General features: G+C 71.1%; 17 protein-coding genes and 2 pseudogenes. 12 read left to right on the forward strand and 7 right to left on the reverse strand.

From position 1 onward, the window contains the following. Positions 1-102 precede the first annotated feature (102 nt). From VS93_RS20220 to VS93_RS20230, 3 genes are all read left to right on the forward strand, one after another. Positions 103-390 carry a WhiB family transcriptional regulator gene (locus VS93_RS20220; RefSeq protein WP_017538535.1) on the forward strand — a complete coding sequence of 96 codons (288 nt, stop codon included), beginning with the start codon at positions 103-105 and terminating at the stop codon, positions 388-390. A 199-nt stretch (positions 391-589) separates the two neighbouring features. Then, positions 590-3,793, forward strand: coding sequence for a glycosyltransferase family 2 protein (locus VS93_RS20225; RefSeq protein WP_046471474.1), 3,204 nt, complete (start codon positions 590-592; stop codon positions 3,791-3,793). Beyond that, positions 3,790-5,235, forward strand: coding sequence for a DUF5719 family protein (locus tag VS93_RS20230; protein ID WP_046471475.1), 1,446 nt, complete (start codon positions 3,790-3,792; stop codon positions 5,233-5,235). The genes VS93_RS20225 and VS93_RS20230 overlap by 4 nt, the downstream gene beginning before the upstream one ends. Before the next feature lie 39 nt (positions 5,236-5,274). Here VS93_RS20230 and VS93_RS20235 read toward each other — a convergent pair whose 3' ends face one another. Then, on the reverse strand, positions 5,275-5,700 hold the full coding sequence (locus VS93_RS20235) for a metallopeptidase family protein (RefSeq protein ID WP_046471476.1): 426 nt from the start codon (positions 5,698-5,700) through the stop codon (positions 5,275-5,277). A gap of 114 nt (positions 5,701-5,814) precedes the next feature. Here VS93_RS20235 and VS93_RS20240 point away from each other — a divergent pair, with 114 nt between their 5' ends. The 5 genes from VS93_RS20240 to VS93_RS20255 all read left to right on the forward strand — a co-directional run bounded on the left by VS93_RS20240 (position 5,815) and on the right by VS93_RS20255 (position 10,379). Then, positions 5,815-6,210: a DUF3499 domain-containing protein gene (locus tag VS93_RS20240; protein WP_046471487.1), complete on the forward strand. Its 396-nt coding sequence runs from the start codon at positions 5,815-5,817 to the stop codon at positions 6,208-6,210. Between the two features lie 169 nt (positions 6,211-6,379). Then, on the forward strand, positions 6,380-7,744 hold the full coding sequence (locus VS93_RS20245) for a phosphomannomutase/phosphoglucomutase (RefSeq protein ID WP_046471477.1): 1,365 nt from the start codon (positions 6,380-6,382) through the stop codon (positions 7,742-7,744). Positions 7,745-7,786: 42 nt separating this feature from the next. Further along, positions 7,787-7,963 (forward strand): Trm112 family protein, encoded by a 177-nt coding sequence (locus tag VS93_RS28465; protein WP_082127056.1) that lies wholly within the window; start codon positions 7,787-7,789, stop codon positions 7,961-7,963. 37 nt (positions 7,964-8,000) lie between these two features. Beyond that, positions 8,001-9,077, forward strand: a complete 1,077-nt coding sequence (locus tag VS93_RS20250; protein ID WP_046471478.1) for an SIS domain-containing protein — start codon at positions 8,001-8,003, stop codon at positions 9,075-9,077. A gap of 54 nt (positions 9,078-9,131) precedes the next feature. Next, positions 9,132-10,379 carry a serine/threonine-protein kinase gene (locus VS93_RS20255; protein WP_046471479.1) on the forward strand — a complete coding sequence of 416 codons (1,248 nt, stop codon included), beginning with the start codon at positions 9,132-9,134 and terminating at the stop codon, positions 10,377-10,379. A 17-nt stretch (positions 10,380-10,396) separates the two neighbouring features. Here the strand turns inward: VS93_RS20255 and VS93_RS20260 are convergent, their stop codons facing one another. Next, complete coding sequence (locus tag VS93_RS20260; protein WP_052745888.1) at positions 10,397-11,641, reverse strand: hypothetical protein; 1,245 nt, start codon at positions 11,639-11,641, stop codon at positions 10,397-10,399. Positions 11,642-11,843: 202 nt separating this feature from the next. Between VS93_RS20260 and VS93_RS20265 the strand changes: the two genes are divergently transcribed. Continuing rightward, positions 11,844-13,904: an acyltransferase family protein gene (locus VS93_RS20265; protein ID WP_046471480.1), complete on the forward strand. Its 2,061-nt coding sequence runs from the start codon at positions 11,844-11,846 to the stop codon at positions 13,902-13,904. A gap of 21 nt (positions 13,905-13,925) precedes the next feature. Here VS93_RS20265 and VS93_RS20270 read toward each other — a convergent pair whose 3' ends face one another. After that, entirely contained in the window at positions 13,926-14,366 is a 441-nt protein-coding gene (locus tag VS93_RS20270; protein ID WP_082127058.1) for a MerR family transcriptional regulator, read from the reverse strand. Positions 14,367-14,504: 138 nt separating this feature from the next. Between VS93_RS20270 and ahcY (VS93_RS20275) the strand changes: the two genes are divergently transcribed. Then, positions 14,505-15,941: an adenosylhomocysteinase gene (gene ahcY, locus VS93_RS20275; protein ID WP_046471481.1), complete on the forward strand. Its 1,437-nt coding sequence runs from the start codon at positions 14,505-14,507 to the stop codon at positions 15,939-15,941. A gap of 55 nt (positions 15,942-15,996) precedes the next feature. Beyond that, complete coding sequence (gene ahcY, locus VS93_RS20280; RefSeq protein ID WP_046471482.1) at positions 15,997-17,259, forward strand: adenosylhomocysteinase; 1,263 nt, start codon at positions 15,997-15,999, stop codon at positions 17,257-17,259. Here the strand turns inward: ahcY (VS93_RS20280) and VS93_RS20285 are convergent. Then, entirely contained in the window at positions 17,235-18,062 is an 828-nt protein-coding gene (locus VS93_RS20285) for an RDD family protein (protein ID WP_046471483.1), read from the reverse strand. The two genes, ahcY (VS93_RS20280) and VS93_RS20285, sit on opposite strands and share 25 nt — an antisense overlap. Positions 18,063-18,176: 114 nt before the next feature. Between VS93_RS20285 and VS93_RS20290 the strand changes: the two are divergent. Then, positions 18,177-19,171 (forward strand): annotated as a pseudogene (locus tag VS93_RS20290) (stage II sporulation protein M). A gap of 54 nt (positions 19,172-19,225) precedes the next feature. On the opposite strand, the gene VS93_RS20295 reads toward VS93_RS20290, so the two are convergent. The 3 genes and pseudogenes from VS93_RS20295 to VS93_RS29815 all read right to left on the reverse strand — a co-directional run. Beyond that, positions 19,226-20,527, reverse strand: coding sequence for a DUF58 domain-containing protein (locus VS93_RS20295; protein ID WP_046471484.1), 1,302 nt, complete (start codon positions 20,525-20,527; stop codon positions 19,226-19,228). Between the two features lie 134 nt (positions 20,528-20,661). Continuing rightward, positions 20,662-21,645, reverse strand: coding sequence for an AAA family ATPase (locus VS93_RS20300; protein ID WP_046471485.1), 984 nt, complete (start codon positions 21,643-21,645; stop codon positions 20,662-20,664). 70 nt (positions 21,646-21,715) lie between these two features. Continuing rightward, a pseudogene (locus VS93_RS29815) lies at positions 21,716-21,936 on the reverse strand (DUF4350 domain-containing protein); the annotation flags it as partial.

Genomic DNA, 21,936 nt, shown 5'->3' on the forward strand with positions numbered 1-21,936 from the left:
CTTGACGTATAGCCAGCGGCGCACGTGTAATTTCAAGGTGTGTTTACACCCTCCTGGGGGTCGAATGGGAGGGTACATCGAGGGGGGCAATAGGAGGTGCGCATGAGCGAGGTCATCCCGCTGGCGCACGGCGCAGACGAAGATCTGGGCTGGCAGGAACGTGCCTTGTGCGCGCAGACCGATCCCGAGGCGTTCTTCCCCGAGAAGGGCGGCTCGACACGGGAGGCGAAGAAGGTCTGCCAGTCGTGCGAGGTGCGAGCGGAGTGCCTGGAATATGCGCTGGAGCACGACGAACGCTTCGGCATCTGGGGGGGACTCTCCGAGCGTGAACGTCGCCGTCTGAAGAAAGCCGCCGGTCAGGATTTCGATTTCTTGGCCGACATGCTGTGAACCTGCTTCGGTGACAAGCGTGTGCCCTGGGCAAATGCCCGGGGCACACTTTTCGGCCGGTATGGTGCGGCCGGCGGGTAGGAGAGGTCGAAAGCGGCTCATACGGTCCACCGCTTCGCGTATCGTGATCTGCCGATAGTGTCCGAACGCAACGGTCATTCCCCCCTGACCTCGAACCTTCGAGAGCGAACCCTCAGCCGTGCTACCCCTGGACCCTGCCCGCCATATCGTGACGGCGGTCGTCGTCACACACGACGGCGCCCGCTGGTTGCCCGAAACCCTGGAGGCCGTCCGGGGGCAGTCTCGACCGGTGCAGCGCGTTGTGGGCGTCGACACGGGAAGCCGCGACCGCAGTGGTGAGATCCTCGACGAGTTCATCGCCTCCGACGCACTCACGGCGGTCCCGCGGAACACCGGGTACGGCGATGCCGTCCGGGCCGCCCTCGCCCTGCCGCGTGCCAGTGTGGCGTTCCCCGGCGCGGCACCGGACGCCATCGAGTGGATCTGGCTGATCCACGACGACTGCACCCCCGACCCCGACGCGTTGCAGCACCTGCTGCTGGCCGCGAACGACGATCCCCACGCCGCCGTGCTCGGCCCTAAACTGCGCGACTGGTTCGACCGGCGGTTGCTGATCGAGGTCGGGGTGACCATCGACGGCGCCGGTCGCCGCGAGACGGGGCTGGAACCGCGTGAGTTCGACCACGGCCAGCACGACGGAACGCGCCCCGTGCTCGCCGTGTCGAGCGCCGGGATGCTGGTACGCCGCGAGGTCTGGGACGCTCTCGACGGCTTCGACCGGCGGCTGCCGCTGTTCCGCGACGACATCGACTTCTGCTGGCGGGCCGGCGGTGCGGGACACCGCGTACTCGTCGTCCCCGACGCCGTCGCCTACCATGCCGAAGCCGCGGCGCGCCGCAGGCGGCGCATCAGCGCGACCAGCGACCACCCGCGCCGGATCGACCGGCGGCACGCGTTGTTCGTGCTGCTGGCGAACCTGCCGTTCGGCGGGATGGTCGCCGCACTGCTGCGCAACTCCTTCGCCTCGGCGCTGCGCGTTCTCACCTACACCCTCGGAAAGCAGCCGGCGAACGCCTTCGACGAGGCCGCGGCGATCACCTCGATCTACCTGATGCCGGGGCGCCTCATCGCCGCCCGCTTCCGCCGGCGTCGGCACCGCCGGCGCACCTACAGCGCGATCCGGCCGTTCCTCGCCCGCGGCGTGGCGCTGCGGCAGTTCACCGACACGGTCTCCAACATGCTTTCGGGGACCCCGGCGATGAACACCCCCGGGCGGCACCAGGCGGTGACCGCCCCGCCGCGCACCGAGGAGGAGGACCCCCTCCGCGACGATCAGAGCCTGCTGATCCGCCTTCTCTCACGGCCCGGTGTGCTGCTCGTGCTGACCCTCACCATTGTCGCGCTCATCGCGGAACGTTCCCTGCTCCTCGGCGAGCGCCTCGCAGGCGGGGCGCTGCCACCTGTGCCGGGCGAGGCCGCGGACCTGTGGACCATCTACCTGGCCGGCTGGCACGACATCGGAATCGGCTCCAGCGCCGCCGCCCCGCCCTACGTCGGGCTGCTCGCGGCGCTGTCCACGGCCACATTCGGAAAACCGTGGCTTGCGGTGATGCTCATCCTCGTCGGCTGCGTGCCGCTCGCCGGGGTCACCGCTTACCTGCTGGCCAGGAGGGTCCTGCACTACCGCCCCGCGCAGTTGTGGATGGCCGGCTCCTACGCCCTGCTGCCCATGGCGACCGGGGCCGTCTCCCAAGGGCGGTTGGGGACCGCGCTGGTGCACGCCATGCTCCCGGTTCTGGGCTTGCTGATGCTGCGGATCCTGACGTTGCCGCCGCGCCGTTCACGCCGCGCCGCCTGGGCGCTGGCGCTGTTCCTCAGCGTCGCCACGGCATTCGTCCCCCTCGTGTGGTTGCTGACCCTGGTCCTCGGAGTTCTGGCGGCGGTGGCGTTCGGCCACGTCGGCCGCAGGCTCTACGTCAGCATCGGGATTGTGCTGGTGACCCCGCTGGTGCTGCTGCTCCCGTGGTCGCTCTCCCTGTTCCGGCACCCCTCGATGTGGCTGCTGGAGGCCGGACTGCACCAGCCCGGCGACTCTCCCGCATCACCCGGCCAGCTGCTGATGCTCTCGCCCGGCGGTCCCGGCACCCCGCCGGTCTGGGTCACCGCCGGCTTCATCCTGGCAGCGCTGTGCGCCCTGCTGCTGCTCCGCCAGCGGATGCTGGTCTCGATCGGCTGGAGCGCCGCGCTGTTCGGGATCCTGGTGGCCATCATCATCGGCCACATAGCCGTGGCCCCCCATTACGGCGGCCCGGCCGCGCCCGCCTGGCCCGGCGTGGCGCTGGCCTTCGCCGCGACGGCGATGCTGCTATCAGCCGCCACGGCGGCGCAGTCCTTCGGCCTGCTGGTGAGACTGGGGGGTCTGCGCCGCGTGTTCGCCCTCTCCGTCGCGGTCCTCGCTCTGACCACCCCGGTCTCCGCGGCCGCGGTGTGGATGTGGAACGGCGTCCAAGGCCCCCTCGACGGCGACGCCGGTCCGACCATCCCCGGATACCTGACCTCGTTCAGTGGGGACGGAACGGAGGTGCGCACGCTCGTTCTCGCGCCGGAGGAGGACGGAGCGGTCACCTACAGCGTGCTGCGCGGGCAGGAGCCGCGGATCGGGGAGGAGCAGCTTCCCGGCGAGGAGGCTCCCAACGAGGTGCTGGGCGAGGCCGTGGCCGGACTGGCAGGGGGCGCGGGCGGCGACGAGGCCGACGTGCTCGCCGAGTTCGGTGTCGGCTACGTCCTGCTGCCCGAGCCCGATATCGGTGAGGACGCCGACATCACCCTGGTCAACACCATGGACGGCACGCCCGGGATGTCACGGCTGCAACTGACGTCAAAGTTCGCGTTGTGGCGGCTCGAAGAGGAGACCGGCCGGCTGCGCGTGGCCGACGGCGGCGACACCCTGTCCGTGCTCCGGACACCCCGCGATGGGGACACAGTGGACGTGCCTCCGGGCAGAGGGCAACGCAGGCTGCTGCTGGCCGAACCCGCGGACGGCGGCTGGCGCGCCACCCTCGACGGCACCGAGCTCGAATCCGCGTCGGCCGGATCCGGTCTCCAGGCGTTCGAGCTTCCCGTGCAGGGCGGCGATTTGGAGATCACCCGGAGCGAGGGAAACCGCCGGTTCTGGCTCCTCGCCCAGGGCGCGCTGCTGGCGGTGGTCGTGGTGTTCGCGCTGCCGGGGATACGCACCGAGGACGACGCCCGTGAAGAAGAGGAGCAGCCGACGCCGCGTCCGCGGAACCCGATCGCCGCCCCCCGCTTCGGGTTGATGAGGCGCCAGGAGACGCGCGGCCAGCGGCGCCGCGGCGGCCGCGGGAAGGGGAACGCACAGTGAGGCTGATCGTCGAGAACCGGTACGCGCTGCTCGGCCTGGTCGTGGTCGCGCTGACCGCGCTGTTCGGCGTGGCCACGGCGCTGAATACCGCGGGAGCGGGAGTAGGCGGGGGCGTCGCGGAGGACCCGGCGGTGGCGGAGGTGGAGTCGGCGATGCGGGCCTGCCCCCCTCCGCGCGGTGATGACCGCGAGAGCGAGATGGCGGTGTTCGCCTCCGGGGGGCGGCAGGACACCGGCTCGCTCCTCGTGACCGAGAACGAGGACGACGCTGATCGGCGGCTGGCGGAGCCCGAGGACATCGGACGCCCGTGGACCGAGGACACCACCGATAGCGAACGGCACACGGTGGTGCGCGCCGACGGCGCGTTCGCGACCGGGATGGAGGTCACCCAGACCACGGTCGGCGAGGACGACCCCTACGCGACCGAGACGCGCTGCGCCGAGCCGGACCTGAGCTCCTGGTTCACCGCCCCCGGCGGTGAAACCCTGCAAGAGGCCCGGCTCCTGCTGGCCAACGTCGACGATGACACGGCCACCGCCAGCATCGACATCTACGCTCCCGACGGGCCGGTACTGGCCGAGGAGACCCGGGGGATCTCGGTCGACCCGCACGACGAGGTCGAGATCTCGCTGACCGAACTGATCGAGGGCACGGAAGCGATCGCCGTGCACGTGCGTACCAACAAGGGGCGTGTCGCGGCGTCGCTGTTCGCGGAGCGCTCGGACGCGGGACAGGACTGGGTGGCGCCCACGCTCAGGCCCGCCAAGCGCCATGTGATCCCGGGGGTCCCCGAAGGAGGCGGCGCGCGGCGGCTCATCGTGGCGACGCCCGGGGACGAACCGGTCACCGTGGACGCGCAGGTGTACACACCCGAAGGCGAGGTCGAGCACGAAGCGCTGAAAGGCCTGAGCCTCCCGCCGGCCGCGTCCGACATGGTGAGCCTGGAGGGACCGCTGCAGCAGCAGCCCGGAACGGTCGTGATCGAGGCCGACCGGCCGATCGTCGCGGGGGTGTCGATGGACCGCGACAGCGGCGACGACACGTCCTACGCCCCGGCCACCGAGCCCTTGATGGGACCGCTGAACGGAACCGCGATCGTCCCGGCCGATCCGGAGGGCACCGAGAGCCGGCTGCTGTTCGGCGCTCCCGAACGCGCCGCGACCGTGGTCGTCACCCTGGTCGACGAGGACGGGACACAGGGCGACTCCCAGAAGGTGGAGATCGAGGCGGGCCATACCGAGGTTCCCGAGCTGGAACACCCCGAGGACCCCCACGCCCTGCTCATCCAGGTCCCCGAGGACTCCGCGCCGGTGTATGGGGCGCGCGAACTCACCCAGAGCGCGGACGACGACCGGGCCACCGCCACGCTCCCGCTCCGCCCGGCCCCCTCCAGGGTTCTCCTTCCCGCGGTCAGCGACAGCCTGACGAGCGCGGTGCCCTGAGGGCACGCAGGAGAAAGGACCGGCGGGCCACCGGGCGGCTCACGCCTCGGGGTCGACCGTCTCGGGCTCCAGCCCCAGAAGGTTGGCGACCTCTTCGACGACCGTGTCGTAGACCAGGAGGGCCATCTCCTCCGGCTCCTTGGTGCGGATCTCCACGGGCCTGCGGTAAACGGTGATCCTGGCCCGGCCCGCGCCCGCCGACTCGAGGCGGGAGAACGGGATGCCGTCCTCGGCCGTGATTCCGGACGGGACCCGTGGCACGTCCTCGACAAGGAACTCCACGTTCGCGAGCTCGCGCGCCCAGACCCGCTCCAGGCGTTCGACGGCGTCGAGTACGAGGTCGTCGAAGATCTGAGCACGGCTCCGGGAGATGGGGAGCTGCGGTGGCGTCAGGGGGCCGCGGATCCCGCGCCCTCGACGGTCGCGGCGCCGTACCCGGTCGGCTTGGACCCTTTGAAGGTGCACTCGTCGCACGTTTCGAGAGTATGCCATCCGCGGTTCTCGCGCAGCCCCCGCGCAATGCGGACACAGCGGGGCGATGCTGGCGTGTGAGCGGGGAAAGGAATACAGTCAGTGCTCGTGAGCGTAGTACGACGCTGCTCGCGTACCGCGTGCAGGCAGCCAGCAGTGTTCACGCTTACCTATGTCTACGCCGACTCCACCGCCGTGCTGGGGCCGCTCGCGGCCTATGTCGAACCTCACTGCTACGACCTGTGCGCGATGCACGCGGAACGGCTCACGGCGCCGCGCGGCTGGGAGGTCGTCCGGCTGCCGGCCGACAACACCACAGGTGGCCCCGGCAGCGACGACCTCGAGGCGCTGGCCAACGCCGTCCGCGAGGCGGCCCGGCCCCCTTCCGCGCGCAACCCCGTGGGGCAGGGCGTGGAGACCAACCGCAAGGGGCATCTGCGCGTGGTCAAATCCGAGCCGCGCAGCAAGGACCAGCCCCCCGGCCCCTCCACGCGCGGGTCCTGACCGTCCTCAAGGTGTGTGGTGGGTCTCCGGCGCGCGGACTGGGGTCTTGTAGTTTGGTACATGTGTGGATGTGGACACTGCTTCCGGCACTCGCTTCGCGGATGCGACCTTCGCCGTACGGCAGAGCCGTGTCCCGCCTCGAAAACACATCGACCCGTCCGGAGTAGCTGTGGGTGACCTCGGTCAGATCTTCAAGGCGTACGACGTCAGAGGCGTGGTACCGGACACTATGGACGCCGGTGTCGCCCGCGCGATCGGCGCGGGGTTCGTACGGGTCGTCGGGGCGCGAAGTGTCGTCGTCGCCCACGACATGCGGCCGTCCTCGCCCGAGCTCGCCGCGGCTTTCACCGAGGGAGCCACCGGCCAGGGCGCCGATGTGATCGCGGCCGGTCTGGGCTCTACCGACCTTCTCTACTACGCGTCAGGCCACCTCGGTGTCCCCGGTGCGATGTTCACCGCGAGCCACAACCCGGCCCAGTACAACGGCATCAAGATGTGCCGGGAGGGTGCGGCGCCCATCAGCGGGGAAACCGGGCTCGGCGAGATCCGACGCCTCGCCGAGGAGGGGGTGCCCGAGTACGGCGGTCCCAAGGGAACCGTCACCGAGCGCGACATGCTCTCCGGTTACGCCTCCCATCTGCGTTCCCTGGTCGACCTCTCGAACGTCCGGCCTCTCACGGTGGTCGTGGACGCGGGGAACGGCATGGGCGGCTATACGGTGCCGGCCGTGCTCGGCGGGAGGCTGCTGGGCCCTCTGCCCCTGCGGATCGTGCCGATGTTCTTCGAACTCGACGGCACCTTCCCCAACCACCCGGCGAACCCGCTCGATCCCGCGAACATCGAGGATCTGCAGGCCAAGGTGGTGGAGACCAATGCCGACATCGGCCTGGCCTTCGACGGCGACGCCGACCGCTGCTTCGTCGTCGACGAGCGGGGGAAGCCGGTACCCCCGTCGTCGATCACCGCCATGGTGGCCGTACAGGAGTTGGCCAAGGAGCCGGGCGCGACGATCATCCACAACCTGATCACCTCCGCCGCGGTCCCGGAGGTCGTGCGGGAGAACGGGGGAGTGCCCGCACGGACCCGCGTCGGCCATTCCTTCATCAAGGCGACCATGGCCGAGACCGGGGCGATCTTCGGCGGGGAGCACTCCGCCCACTACTACTTCCGCGACTTCTGGCGGGCCGATACCGGCATGCTCGCCGCTATGCACGTGCTACGCGTGCTCGGGCACGACTCCCGCTCGCTGTCGGAGATCACCGCCGAGTACTCCCGCTACTCCGCTTCCGGGGAAATCAACTCCGAGGTGTCCGACCAGGAGGGGCGCATGGCCGCCGCCGAGGCCGCCTACTCGGACGGCCCGGGCGTCTCCGTCGACCACCTCGACGGGCTGACAGTGGCGCTTCCGGACGGTAGCTGGTTCAATCTGCGGGCCTCCAACACCGAACCGCTGCTGCGGCTCAACGTGGAGGCGCCCGACGACCGGACCATGGCGAAGCTGCGCGATGACGTCCTGGCCGTCGTCCGTTCCTGATCCGATCCCCCGTCGACGCCCAGCGAAGGAACGAGGACCTGAATGAGCACGAAGATCGACGACTGGCTGCTGGAGATCCTGGCCTGCCCCAAGAGCAAGGCCCCCTTGCGCTACGACGAGGACGCGAACGAGCTGGTGTGCGACGAGAGCGGACTCGCCTACCCGGTCCGCGACGGTATCCCGGTGCTGCTCGTCGATGAGGCCAGAAAGGTCGCGTGACCCTGATGCAGCGGCTCCGGCGGTAAGGGAGGGGTTCGTGGCGCTGGTGTTCGAGGAGCGCCGGCTCGATGATCTGAGCGCCGATGCCGACGCGCTCCGCGGTGTCGCTTCAGCGGCGGCGCGCGTGCGCTCTGCGCGGTCGGCCGCGCGTGAAGCGGGGCTCGGTGTGCTCGGGGACGAGGGCCGGCCCCGCTCCATCGTGGTGGCCGGGTCCGGTGCCGCGGCTCTCGCCGGCGATGTGCTCGAGGCCGTCCTCGGCGTCGGGTGCCCTATCCCGATCCACACTGTGCGCGATTACCGGCTGCCCGGGTGGGTCTCCGGACACGACCTGGTCGCCGTGGTGGCGTCCACATCCGGCCACGACGCGCAGGCCGCCGTCCCCTTCGCGGCCGAGGCCGTGCGCCGGGGATGCCGGTTCCTCGTGGCGAGTCCCGCCGGGAGCCCGCTCGCCCCCTATGCTGAGCAGGCCCGCTCCCCTTTCGTCGCGCTACCGCCCGCCGGCCACCACCTTGAGATGCCGTGGGGGGTGGCCGGCGCGCTCCTCGCCGCCGCGAGCGAGGTCGGCCTGGCGCCGATCACCGACGACGTCTACGAGGGCGCGGCGGTGCGGCTGGAACAGATGGCGGAACGCTGCCGTCCCGGCGCCGAGTCCTGGGACAACCCGGCCAAGCTGCTCGCGCTCGACCTCGCCGGAACACTCCCCGCGATCTGGTCCGCGGCGCCGCTGACAGCCGCGGTGGCGGCCCGGTTCGCGACCTCGCTCGCCGTAAATGCCCGTTATCCTGCTCTCTGCGGTCGTTTCCCCGGCGCCTTACAGGACCAGTTCGCCACCGTGGACGGGCCCTTCGGCGGAACCGGTCCGCGTTCCATCTTCGACGACCCCGTCGAGGACGACGGAACGCGACTTCTGGCCGTTCTGCTGCGCGATCCCGGGGAACCCCCGGAAGCGGCCGAGGAGATGGACTCCGCGGCGGAGGGCGCCCGAGAGCGCGGCGTGCACGTGCGCGAGCTCGCCGCGGAGGACGGGCACGTGCTAGAACGTCTGGCCGGTTTGATCGCTTTAACCGATTACGCCAGTGTGTATCTTGCTGTGGCGTATGGCATAGACCCCTGACCCATCCCCCCGGTCGTGCGCTAGCGTCGGCCACCACCTCTCTGGAGGACATCGATGCCCGGTCCCGAGTCGCTGTTGCCGAGCGATCCCGCCGCGTTCGGTTCCTACAGCGTGGTCGGACGGCTGGGGAAGGGCGGTCAGGGAGTCGTCTACCTCGGCCGCGACGGCGAGGGCGAGGAAGTCGCCATCAAGGTCCTGAACGCCGAGTGGTCCGAGGACGATGACCTCCGCAGGCGCTTCGAGAAGGAGGTTCGCGCGGCTCAGAAGGTTGCTTCCTTCTGCACCGCGGCCGTCCACGAGGCCAACCTCTCCGAGGACCCCCCCTACGTCGTCAGCGAGTACGTTCCGGGACAGTCACTGCAGGAGGCCGTGGTCACGAAAGGGCCGCGCAAGGGCGCCACGTTGCAGCGCCTCGCCGTGTCCACGGCGACCGCGCTCGTGGCGATCCACCAGGCCGGGATCGTGCACCGCGATTTCAAGCCGGGCAACGTGCTCCTGGGCCCCGACGGCCCCCGCGTGATCGACTTCGGCATCGCCCGGGTCACCGACGGCAGCGCCACGATGACCAACTCGATCATGGGGACGCCGTCCTACATGGCGCCCGAGCAGATCGAGGGCAAGGGGGTCACCGACAGGGTCGACATCTTCGCCTGGGGCTGCGTCATGGCGTTCGCCTCGACGGGCAACGCCCCCTTCGGCGCCGACAGCGTGCCCGCCGTGGTGCATCGTGTAGTCAGCGCCCCGCCTCACCTCGACGGCCTGCCGGAATCGCTGCTGCCCATCGTCGAGGCGTGCCTGAACAAGGACCCGGCGCAGCGCCCGAGCGCGCAGGATTTGCTGATGCGGCTGCTCGGCCACGACGTGCCCGATCCGGCCGCCTCGCCCGACGATGTCGTCAAGGAGGGGGAGCGGGTCGCGGAGGCCGACGTACCCAGCGGACCGCAGCAGCCACCGCCGCCCGGCCCCCTGACCCCGAGCGGTCCCCAGACGCCGTACCCGCATCCGCAGGGAGGCATGGGGCGGCCCATGTCGGGGCCGCAGAGGGGGTTCGCCCCGCCACAGCCCCCTCCTATGGGCCACCAGGGGCCGCCGCCGCAGCAGATGCCGGGAACGGGCGCACACCACGGCATGGGTGCGCCGCCCACCGCCGGGCCGAACACGGTCTACGGCGGGCACCAGATGCGCCAACCCCCGCCTCAGCAGGAGGATCCGCTGCTCTCGCAGGGGTGGGTGGTCCCGGCCGTGCTGATCGCGATCATCATCCTGCTCCTGCTGCTCGTCCTCCTCTCGCTGAGCGGCTAGCGGAGCAGGGACGGCGGCTAGCTCAGGGCCCGGGTGAGCCGGTCGAGCGCGCGGGCCACCACGTCGTCCACGAACCCCTCCACCTCGGAGCGGCGGTCGTCGGCGCCGTCGGTGGGCACCAGGGTCACGCTGTCGGTGTACGCGGGGTCCAGCACATCGATCGACCTGTCTTCGACGGTCAGCCAGGCGTCGGCGGTTACGGCGAGGGCGCCTGTGGGCGGTGCCCCGACGTCCTGGACGAGGACGAGCAGCCGCAGTCTCGCCTCCGTGGCCGCGATGTCCAGAGACGCCCACCGGCATCCCGGTCCCAGGCGGAACAGCGCCCGCGCCGCCGCGGCCTCGCAGCGGTTGCGCTGAGGGGCGGTCTCGATGTCACCCGCGGTGACGTCTGCCTGGGCGGCCGGATCGAGTTCGCGCAGCACCAGGGTGAAGGAAGCGCTGCGGAAGCGGAGGCGCTCCAGGATCCGCCGGTGCAGCGCGGCCATCAGGGGCGCCGGACGGGGGCGGACGACGGTGAAGTGCGCCCCTGGCGAGACCGGTGAGCGCTGATCGGGGTCGGCGTGAAGAGGGGCCGCCCAGCTCAGTTCGCTGCGTAAGGAGACGGTCTCCAGGTCGGCGAAGAGCGGGACCAGGGCGGTCAGCCGGTCCCACTGGGTCGGCTGCGACCTGGCCGCGCGGTGCGCCTCGACCAGCCGGTGGTCCATGATCAGCGGCGGATAGGTCGAGCGCAGCAGCGAGAGCGACGCCAGCGCCCATGGCAGTGGGCGCAGGGACAGCGGAGGGCCGGGCAGCCCATCCCGCTGCGCGACCCTCCGCAGCGTCTCCTCACAGGTCAGGTGCAGGTGGGCGGCGCGGATGACGGGGTGGGTCTCCACCGCCGCGGCTTCGGCGAGGAGGTCGCCCGTGTGCTCCGGCAGTGGAACGGTCTCCTCGAAGTCGGGGATCCTGCGCGCCAGCCCGCTGAGGTAGTCGCCGGTCAACCGCCGTCCGGAGCGGCAGTCGGCCTCCATCGCCACCAGAGCGTCCTCGTCGCCGCGCACCTGTTCGCGCAGCTCCGCGGCGGCGCCCTGCCCCGCCAGCTCCCGCAGTTCCCGGGCGTGCCACCGGAAGATCCTGCGGCGCCCCGGAGCCCACTGCTCGCCGGCCCGGTGGCACTGGTGCGCCATCCAGACCTCCCGGAGCCGGTCCAGCCTGGCGAGCTGGCGGCGCACCGGATCGGGAAAGCGCTCCAGCGCGAGATCGCGTCCACGTACCAAGTCCACGCCCGTGAACGTAGCCCGCCGGAGGGTGCGGGAAACCCGCTTTCGCATGATCGGGGCGCCGTCGCTGATGCGGGGCCGGAGTCATCAGGGCGTGGCCGGAGGTTCAGGTCCGGTATCCCCGGACGTAACGGCCGTGGTGCATCATCCTGGGGTCTTTCCCGCGCACCCCGAGGTGGAAAACGCCCCTGTGCAAGCTTCCCTGATGGCCGCTCTCCGGCCGGCGAACCACTCCACGAGCGCGGCGAGCGCCCCCGCCCGCGCCCCGGGCGGGGGCTACCGCCCCGAGATCCAAGGACTGCGGGCCGTCGCGGTCCTGCTCGTGGCCGTCTACCACGTCTGGTTCGGCCGCGTCTCCGGCGGTGTCGACGTGTTCCTGCTGCTCACCGGGTTCCTGATCACCGGGTCGCTGCTCCGTATGGTGGAGCGGCGCGGCAGGGTCGCCTTCGCCGAGTTCTGGACCCGCCTGGCCAAGCGCCTCCTTCCGAGCGCGGCCGTCGTGCTGGCCGGGGTCCTCACCGCGGCCTGGCTCTTCCTGCCGCCGGACCGCTGGCGCGACACGATCAGCGAGGTCATCGGCTCCGCGCTGTACTACCAGAACTGGTTGCTGGCGGTTAACTCGGTCGACTACCTCGCGCAGAACAACGCGGCCGGCCCGGCGCAGCACTTCTGGTCGCTGTCCATCCAGGGGCAGTTCTACCTGCTGTGCCCGGTGCTCGTGGCGGTGGCGGCCGGGGTGGCCGCGCGGCGGCGGTGGCCGGTGCGGCGGGTGCTCCTGGGCCTGCTGGCGGTGCTGTTCGCGGTGTCCCTGGCTTATTCGGTACTGATCACCGGGGCCAACCAGCAATGGGCCTACTTCGACACCGGCGCGCGGCTGTGGGAGTTCGCCCTTGGCGGCCTCCTGGCGATCGTTCCCGACCGGCTCCGGGCGGCCCGCCCACTGCGCGTCGCGATTGGCTGGTCGGGACTGGTGGCCCTGGTGTCCTGCGGGATCCTGTTCCAGGTGTCGACCGTCTTCCCGGGGTACGCGGCCCTGTGGCCCACGCTCGCCGCGGCACTGGTGATCGCCGCCGGCAGCACGGGATCCCCGGTCGGCGCGGACCGGTTGCTGAACTGGGCCCCGATGCACTACATCGGCGGAATCTCCTACGCGCTGTACCTGTGGCACTGGCCGGTGCTCATCTGCTACCTGGCGGTCACGGGCCGCCACATGCCGAGCCTGCTCGGCGGCTGCTCCGTCCTGGCGCTGTCGATCGTGCTGGCGGCCGCGACCACATGGCTGACCGACAACGGCGTCGAGCGGTTCACCCGCACCCGGACCACGCCCCTGTGGTCCCTCCTCGTGGGGGTGCTCTGCGTTCTTCCGGTGGTCACAGCGGCCGCGGCGTGGTCGGCCCACCTCGCCGAACAGCAGCGGCAGCGTGCGGAGCTCGCCGCCGATCCCGCCCACTACCCCGGCGCCCGGGCTCTCGGAGGGGGCGGCGGCTACCCGGACCTGCCGATCTACCCGGATCCGGCGGAGGCGGCGGAGGATCTGCCCGCCACCTACGAGGACGAGTGCAACCAGGGCACGACCGGTTCCGAGGTCCGGGTCTGCGAGTACGGCTCGGACAGTCCCGAGCGCACGATCGCCCTCGTGGGCGGCTCGCACGCGGCCCACTGGTTTCCGGCGCTGGAGCAGATCGCCGAGCGGAACGACTGGAGTGTCGTGAACATCACCAAGGGCGCCTGCCTGTTCACCGACGCCCCGCAGACCTACAAGGGCAGGGAGTACACCGCCTGCGCGGTGTGGAACCAGGGGGTGCTGGAGGAGCTGGAGCGCCTCCGACCCGACGCGGTGTTCACGACGGCGACCAGTAGCAGCCTCGACAGCGAGGCCCGCGGTGAGGACGGCGAGAGCGTGGTCGAGGGCTACCCGGAGCGCTGGGCGCAGCTCGGTGAACTGGGCATCGATGTGGTGGCGGTCCGCGACACCCCCCGGTTCGGCTTCGACACCGCCTCCTGCCTGGCCGCCAAGGACGCCGAGGAGTGCAGCGGGGATCGGGGCCGCTCGCTGGCCGACGACCCGCCCTACGAGGAACTCGGCGACGTGCCGGAGAACGTCTCCTTCATCGACCTCAACGACCGCCTCTGCACGGGCGGGGAATGCCCGGCGGTGATCGGGAACGTGCTCGTCTACTGGGACGGCAGCCACATGACGGCGACCTTCATGAAGAGCATGGCGCCGGTGCTGGAACCGGAGCTCAAGCGCGCCGCGGGCTGGTGAGCCGCGGTCGCGGAGGCCGGGTCAGCGCCCCTGCTCCCGTTGCCGGAGGAGACGCAGCGCCTTCTGCTTCTCGAAGTCCATGGCCCGGGCCGGGGGCGGGGCGAGCCGCCCCAGCCGTTCGCCGTAGGCGCGGACACGGGCCAGCGTGGCCGGCTCCGCGAGCATCCGCAACGCGAAGGACAGCGCCGCGGGCGTGATGTCGTACTGCTGCTCCAGCTCCAGTCCGGCCGCGATCGTCCGCAGGTCGGCTTCGGTGAACCTGCGGTGCCGGTGCCCGCGTCCGGTGGGCTGCTCCTTGGTCACCGGAAGCAGACCGAGGCTCTCGCGGTAGCGGAGCATTCTCGCGGTCGTGTCGAGTCTCTCGGCGGCATCCGAGATGGGGACCCCGTCGTGACCGGACTCCCGAGGGCCCGATCCCGGCCCGAGAGCGGGGAACCGCTGGGTGCGCTCGACATCGGCCATGGGCGTGACTTTAGCCGACGAGACAGCGAAACGCAGATAAATCTGACAAAACAATGTCAATTTTCCCGCTCAGGGCGTGCCCGGAGCGCGGAGTCGGCCCTAAACTCAAACCGCATCCATCAGGAGGAGTTAAGACGCATGGCATTCGACTACAAAGTCGCAGACCTGTCCCTGGCCGAGTTCGGGCGTAACGAGATCCGGCTCGCCGAGCACGAGATGCCGGGCCTGATGGCCACGCGCGCCGAGTACGGTCCGTCCAAGCCGCTCCGGGGCGCGAAGATCATGGGATCGCTCCACATGACGGTGCAGACCGCCGTTCTCATCGAGACCCTCGTGGAACTGGGCGCTGAGATCCGGTGGGTCAGTTGCAACATCTTCTCCACCCAGGACCACGCGGCCGCGGCGGCCGTCGTGGGCCCGAACGGGACCCCGGACAACCCCCAGGGCGTCTCGGTGTTCGCCTGGAAGGGCGAGACCCTGGAGGAGTACTGGGCTTGCACCGAGCAGGCGCTCACGTGGCCCGGCGGTGAGGGCCCGAACATGATCCTGGACGACGGCGGCGACGCCACCATGCTCGTCCACAAGGGCGCCGAGTTCGAGAAGGCCGGCGCGGTCCCCGAGCCCACCGAGGACGACCCCGAGGAGTACAAGGTCGTCCTGCGGCTGCTGAAGAAGAGCCTGGCCGCCGACTCGAAGAAGTGGACCACGGTCGCCTCGCGCATCAAGGGCGTCACCGAGGAGACCACCACCGGGGTGCACCGCCTCTACGAGATGCACCAGGAGGGCAAGCTCCTCTTCCCCGCGATCAACGTCAACGACTCCGTCACCAAGAGCAAGTTCGACAACAAGTACGGCTGCCGCCACTCCCTCGTCGACGGCATCAACCGCGCCACCGACGTTCTCATCGGCGGCAAGACCGCGGTCGTCTGCGGCTTCGGTGACGTCGGCAAGGGCAGCGCCGAGTCGCTGCGCGGCCAGGGCGCCCGGGTCATCGTCACCGAGATCGACCCCATCTGCGCGCTGCAGGCCGCGATGGAGGGCTACGAGGTCCGCACCCTCGACGAGGTCGTCGAGACGGCCGACATCTTCATCACGACCACCGGCAACTTCAGCATCATCACCGCCGACCACATGGCCCGCATGAAGCACCAGGCCATCGTCGGCAACATCGGCCACTTCGACAACGAGATCGACATGGCCGGCCTGGAGAAGACGCCGGGCGTCAAGAAGATCGAGATCAAGCCGCAGGTGCACGAGTACCAGTACCCGGACGGCCACAGCATCATCGTGCTCTCCGAGGGCCGACTGCTCAACCTCGGCAACGCCACGGGGCACCCCAGCTTCGTCATGTCGAACAGCTTCACCAACCAGACGATCGCCCAGATCGAGCTGTTCGCCAAGACCGACGAGTACGCTCTCGGGGTGCACGTGTTGCCCAAGCTCCTGGACGAGAAGGTCGCGCGACTGCACCTCGACGCCCTCGGGATCAAGCTCACCGAGCTGACCAAGGAGCAGGCGGCCTACATCGGCGTCGACGTGGCCGGGCCGTACAAGTCCGACCACTACCGCTACTGATCCACGCCGGAATCCCCCGGCTTCAGCCGTGGGGAGGAGACCGAACCACGGGCTGATGGCACTACCACGGAACGGCGTCGCGGACCTCGGCCTGGCACAGGCCGGGGTCCGCCGCGTCGAATGGGCCGAGCGCGCCATGCCGGCGCTGCGCCGGGTACGCGAGCGCTTCGCCGAGGAGCTGCCCCTGCGGGACCTGCGCATCACCGCCTGCATGCACGTGACGGCCGAGACCGCCAACCTGCTGCGGGCGCTGCGCGCCGGCGGGGCCGGAATCGCGCTCGCGGCATCCAACCCGCTGTCCACACAGGACGACACCGCCGCCGCCCTCGTCGCCGAGTACGGTGTCGAGGTGCACGCACGGGCCGGCATCGACTCCGCCGGCTACGACCGCAACCTCGTCAACGTCCTGGAGCAGTTCCCGCACATGCTGCTCGACGACGGCTGCGATCTGGTGAACACCGCCCACCTGGAGCGCCCGGAGCTGCTCGCCGAGACCTTCGGCGGATGCGAGCAGACCACCACCGGGGTGATCCGGCTCCGGCAGATGAGTGCGGAGGGCGCGCTGAAACTGCCGATGGTCGCGGTGAACGACACGGCCACCAAGCGGATGTTCGACAACCGCTACGGCACCGGGCAGTCCACCATCGACGGGATCATGCGTGCCACCAACGCCATGCTCGCCGGCCGGACCATGGTCGTCGCGGGCTTCGGGTACTGCGGCCGCGGCCTGGCCGAACGCGCCCGCGGCATGGGCGCCCGGGTCATCGTCACCGAGGTCGACCCGGTCAAGGCGCTGGACGCGGTGATGCAGGGGTACACCGTCCTGCCCATGGACGAGGCGGCCGGCATCGGCGATGTGCTGGTCACGGTCACCGGCAACCGCGATGTGATCCGGGCCGAGCACCTGGCCTCACTCAAGGACGGCGCGGTACTGGCCAATTCCGGCCACTTCGACGTGGAGATCGACCTGGCGGCGCTGGAGGCGCTGTCCGTGGAGATCCGTCGCGAGGTGCGGCCGCAGACCGACGAATACGTGCTGGCCGACGGGCGGCGGATCATCCTGCTCGCTGAAGGGCGGCTGGTCAACCTCGGTGCCGCCGAGGGGCATCCGGCGGCGGTGATGGACATGTCCTTCGCTGTGCAGGCGCTCACCGTGGCCTGGCTCGCCGAACACCGCGGGGAACTGCAACCAGGCGTCCTCGACGTGCCCCTCGGCATCGACACCGAGGTCGCGCGTCTGGAACTGGAGGCGCTCGGGGTCGGCATCGACCGCCTCACGCCGGACCAGGAGGACTACCTCCGCTCCTGGCGGGTGTAGGGCTCACTCCGCCACTGTCCCTGCTGCCGTTCGGCCAGCTTCTGCTCCTCCCTGCGGCGCCGTTCGGCCAGAACGGCCGCGAGGAACTCCGGCGGTGAGGTGTCCGGGGGAGGGGGAGGGCTGACGGAGGAAGCGACCAGGTCGGCGATCTGTGTCCCCATCTCGTAGCGGGACCGCTCGGTGAGCTCGGAGAAGCGCAGGACGTACTGGCGGGCCATGGCGGCCGTCTCCGGGGGCAGCCCGGACATCTCCGCCCCTTGCGCCCATTCGACCAGGCGGGGCGGCATCGGAATGACTCCCTCCGGCGCGCGGCCCGCGCGCTCCTCCACCACGAGGGTGCCCGCCACGAAGTCGCCGATGCGCTTGCCGTCGCGGTTGATCAAGGAGGAGCACAGCGCGGGGATACCCGTGAGCGTCCATATCTCCACCGCGGCGCACAGCGCCCGCGCCAGCGCTTGGCGGAACCGCTCCGGGGAGCCGTCGGTGCCCACAACGCGCAGCCCAAGGGCCATCTTGCCCAGGGAGCGCCCGCGCGTAAGGGTCTCGAAGGTCGTGGGGTAGCCCACGAGGATCAGCACCGTCACCCCGATCTGCACCGCGGCCGCGGCCGCGGGGTCCAGCCCGGCACCGATCCGCAGCACTAGCAGGCTCAGCGCGAAGAGCAGGACGCCCTGGACGGTCATGTCGAGAGCCAGCGCGATCATCCGCGTGGCGACTCCGGCCGGGCGCAGGTCCAGTACCACCGCGTCCCCCGTGACCACGGAGGACTGTTCGCCATAGGCTCCACCGCCCGGATACGTCACCGTCGCCTCTCCCCCGCATCGTCGCTGTGGCCGTGGCCGTCGTGCTGCCCGGTTCCAGTCTGGCAGGACCCGGGCGGAACCGGTGCCACTGGCGGTGTCGGTAGAGTCCGATGCGTGGATCTCGACGTTTTCGCCGCCGCGCACCGCCCCGACTGGGACCGGCTGGAGCGGCTGGTGCGCCGGCGCCGCAGCCTGACCGGCTCCGAGGTGGACGAACTCGTTGAGCTGTACCAGCGGGTGGCCACCCACCTCTCCGTCGTCCGGTCCTCCGGCCAGGACCCCGCGCTCACCGGATGGCTCTCCGGGCTGGTGGCGCGGGCGCGCTCGGCGGTCACGGGGGCGCACGAGCCGGCGTGGCGCGACGCGGCCAGGTTCCTCACTCGCACCTTCCCCGCTGTGGTGTACCGGCTGCGGTGGTGGTGGATCCTCGCCGGCGCGGGCACGGTGGCGTTCTCCGCGAGCGTGGCGGTGTGGCTGGCCAGCGACCCCGCCGCGCTGGCCGCCCTGGGCCCTCCCGAGGAGATCCGGGCCTACGTCGAGCACGACTTCGCCAACTACTACGTTGAGCACCCGGGGGCATCGTTCGCGGCACAGGTGTGGACGAACAACGCGTGGGCCGCCGCCCAGGCGCTCATCCTCGGCGTGTTCCTGTGCTCCCCACGATCTTCGTGCTGCTCCTCAACGGGGCGAACCTGGGTGCCGCGGGCGGCATGATGTTCGCGCACGGCAAAGGCGACGTCTTTCTGGGCCTGATCGTCCCGCACGGCCTGCTCGAACTCACCGCCGTGTTCGTCGCCGCCGGAGTCGGCCTGAAGCTGGGCTGGACCGTCATCGCCCCGGGGGCGCGCCCCCGGGGCCAAGCCCTCGCGGAGGAGGCCCGCCCGGCCGTCGCGGTCGCCCTCGGTCTGGTGCTGGTGCTGTTCGTCTCCGGGCTGATCGAGGGGTTCGTGACAGGCTGGGTGCACACCACCTGGCTGCGCATCGGCATCGGAGTCGTGGCCGAGGCGCTCTTCTTCGCCTACGTCTTCACCCTCGGCCGCAGGGCCTACCTCGAAGGCGACACGGGAGACATCGCCGAGCGCCCGCAGGCGGCCCCGGTGGCGGGCTGAGTCCGCAAGGAGCGGAACGGCGATCCTCTCCTGCTCGGGGCGGGGAATCGGCCGTCAGAGCCTTCCCCGGGCCTTGAGGTCGATGTAGGCGTCGGCCAGGGCCGGGGCGATGTGCTCGGGGTCGGCGTCGACGACCTCGACGCCGTAGCGGCGCAGCTCGGCGGTGATCCGGCGGCGTTCGGTCAGGGTCCGTTCGGCCGCGGCGGCGCGGTAGACGGAGCGCGCCTCACCGCGTTCGGCGGCCATCCCCGTGACGCGCGGGTCGCCCACGGCGGCGACCATCAGCAGGTGCCTGGCGGTCAGGGCGGGCAGCAGGGGGAGGAGGCCCTCCTCCATGGCGGTGGCGTTCAGGTCGGTCAGCAGCACCACGAGCTGCCGGGTGCGGCTCTGTCCGCCGAGGATCGTGGTGACGAGGCCGGCGGCGTCGGACTCCACCAGCTCCGGTTCCAGCGGTGCCATGGCCTGGACTATCGCGGGGAGTGTGCTGCCGCGCCCGTGGCTGCGGACCTGGGCGCGCACCCGGCGGTCGTAGCCGAGCAGGTCCACCCGGTCGCCGGCCTTGACGGCCAGCGCGGCCAGCAGCAGCGCGGCGTCCATCGCGTGGTCGAGCCGGGGGGTGTCGCCGACCCGGCCTGCCGAGGTCCGGCCGGTGTCGAGCACCAGCAGGATCCTGCGGTCGCGTTCCGGGCGCCACGTGCGGACGACGACGTTGTCGCGCCGCGCGGTGGCGCGCCAGTCGATCGATCGGACGTCGTCGCCGGGCACGTACTCCCTGAGCGAGTCGAACTCGCTACCCTGCCCGCGTACCAGCGTGCTGTGCTGGCCGTCGAGCTCCCGCAGCCGTGCCAGCTTGCCGGGGAGATGCCGGCGGCTGTGGAACGGGGGAAGCGCCCGGACGCTCCACGGAACCGAGTGCGTGCACTGCCGGGCGGCCAGGCCCAGGGGACCGACGCTGCGCACGGTGACCCCGGCCGCCCGGTGGTCGCCGCGCCGTGTCGGGGTCAGCTCCGTGGTGAGACGGCGGCGCTCGCCGCCGGGGATCGAGACGGTGTGCACGGTGGGCCGCGGGTCGGCGCTCGGCGCCCACGCGTCGCGTACCCGGCCGCGCAGCCGCCGCCGCGCGGGGTTGGCGATGGTCAGGGTCGTCGTCGCGGTCTCGCCCAACCGGATCGAGACATCCCCGCCGCGCTCGAACGCGACCTTCCGGGGGCTCGGCGCGAACAGCAGATCCGCCGCGATGGCCGCGGCGAGCGACACGAGCACCGCCCACACCACCCACACGCCGGCGTTTCCCGCTATGAGCACGACAAGCATGCCGGCGAACGCGGCGAATACCGCCCGGCCCGTGATCGCCATCCGCTATACCCCGTCCCCTCGCAATCTCGTGTGCGTTGGCCCCTGCGCCCTCCTCGCTGATCCCGCGGATACCGGTCCCCAGCGCGTGGGGAAGGACCGGTATCCGCGCGATCGGCGAGGACGACCAGAACCGGTCAGCGCGGCACCGGGACCGACGCGAGGACGCCGTCGAGGATGCCGTCGGCGCTGGCCCCCTCCAGCTCGGCCTCCGGGCGCAGCGCGATGCGGTGCCGCAGCGTGGGTTTGGCGAAGGCCTTCACGTCGTCGGGGGTCACGTAGTCGCGTCCCGAGAGCCACGCCCACGCCCGGCTCGTGCGCAGCAACGCGGTCGCCCCGCGGGGCGAGGCACCCAACTGCAGCGACGGCGACTGCCGGGTCGCGCGGCAGACGTCCACGATATAGCCGAGTACCTCGGGGGCGACCCGCGTACCGCCCACGGCCTCCCGAGCGGCGCGCAGCTCGGCCGGCCCGGCGACCGGCCGCACCCCCGCGGCCTCCAGGTCGCTCGGGTCGAACCCGTCGGCGTGCCGGGTGAGCATTCCGACCTCGTCGTCCCGCTCCGGCAGCGGAACGACCAGTTTCAGCAGGAACCGGTCGAGTTGAGCCTCCGGCAGCGGGTAGGTGCCCTCGTACTCCACCGGGTTCTGGGTCGCGGCGACCACGAACGGGTCGGCCAGCGGTGTCGGTCGGCCCTCCACGCTGACCTGCCGCTCCTCCATGGCCTCCAGTAGCGCGGCCTGCGTCTTCGGCGGGGTCCGGTTGATCTCGTCGGCCAGGAACAGGTTGGTGAAGACCGGTCCCTCGTGGAACTCGAACTTCGCCGTTCGCGCGTCGTAGACCAGCGACCCCGTGACGTCGCCCGGCATCAGGTCGGGGGTGAACTGGGTGCGCTTGTGGTCCAGGGAGAGCGAGGACGAGACGGCCCGGACCAGCAGGGTCTTGGCGACACCGGGCACGCCCTCCATGAGTACGTGGCCGCGGCTCAGCAGCGCGACGACCAGACCGGTCACGGTCTCGTCCTGGCCGACCACGGCCTTGGCGACCTCGTGGCGTAGCGCGGCCAGCGCCGCCCGCGCCTGCTCAGCGGAGGGCTGATCGTGGGTAGTGAAGGCGGTCACGTCTGGCACGTACCTCTCTGATCTGCGGTCTTCTCGTGTCGAGGGGACGCGGTGGCGCTTTCCTCGCGCGTCACCGCAGGCGCTCCTCAAGCGCGTCGAGTTCGTCGGCGAGCCGGACCAGGGCGGGGTCGTTCTCGGTGAACTCGTCCGCCTCCTCGCCGCGCGCGCCGTAGAGCAGGGAGCGCAGGCGCGCGGGGTCGTCGCCGGTGCGCGTCGCGACGGCCTCCAGCACCGATTCCGGCGGCGCGTCAGGCCCGAGCCCCAGTGCCGGGCGCATCCGGGCGACGAGCC

The sequence above is a fragment of the Allosalinactinospora lopnorensis genome (assembly GCF_000981225.1).
Lineage (GTDB): Bacteria > Actinomycetota > Actinomycetes > Streptosporangiales > Streptosporangiaceae > Allosalinactinospora > Allosalinactinospora lopnorensis.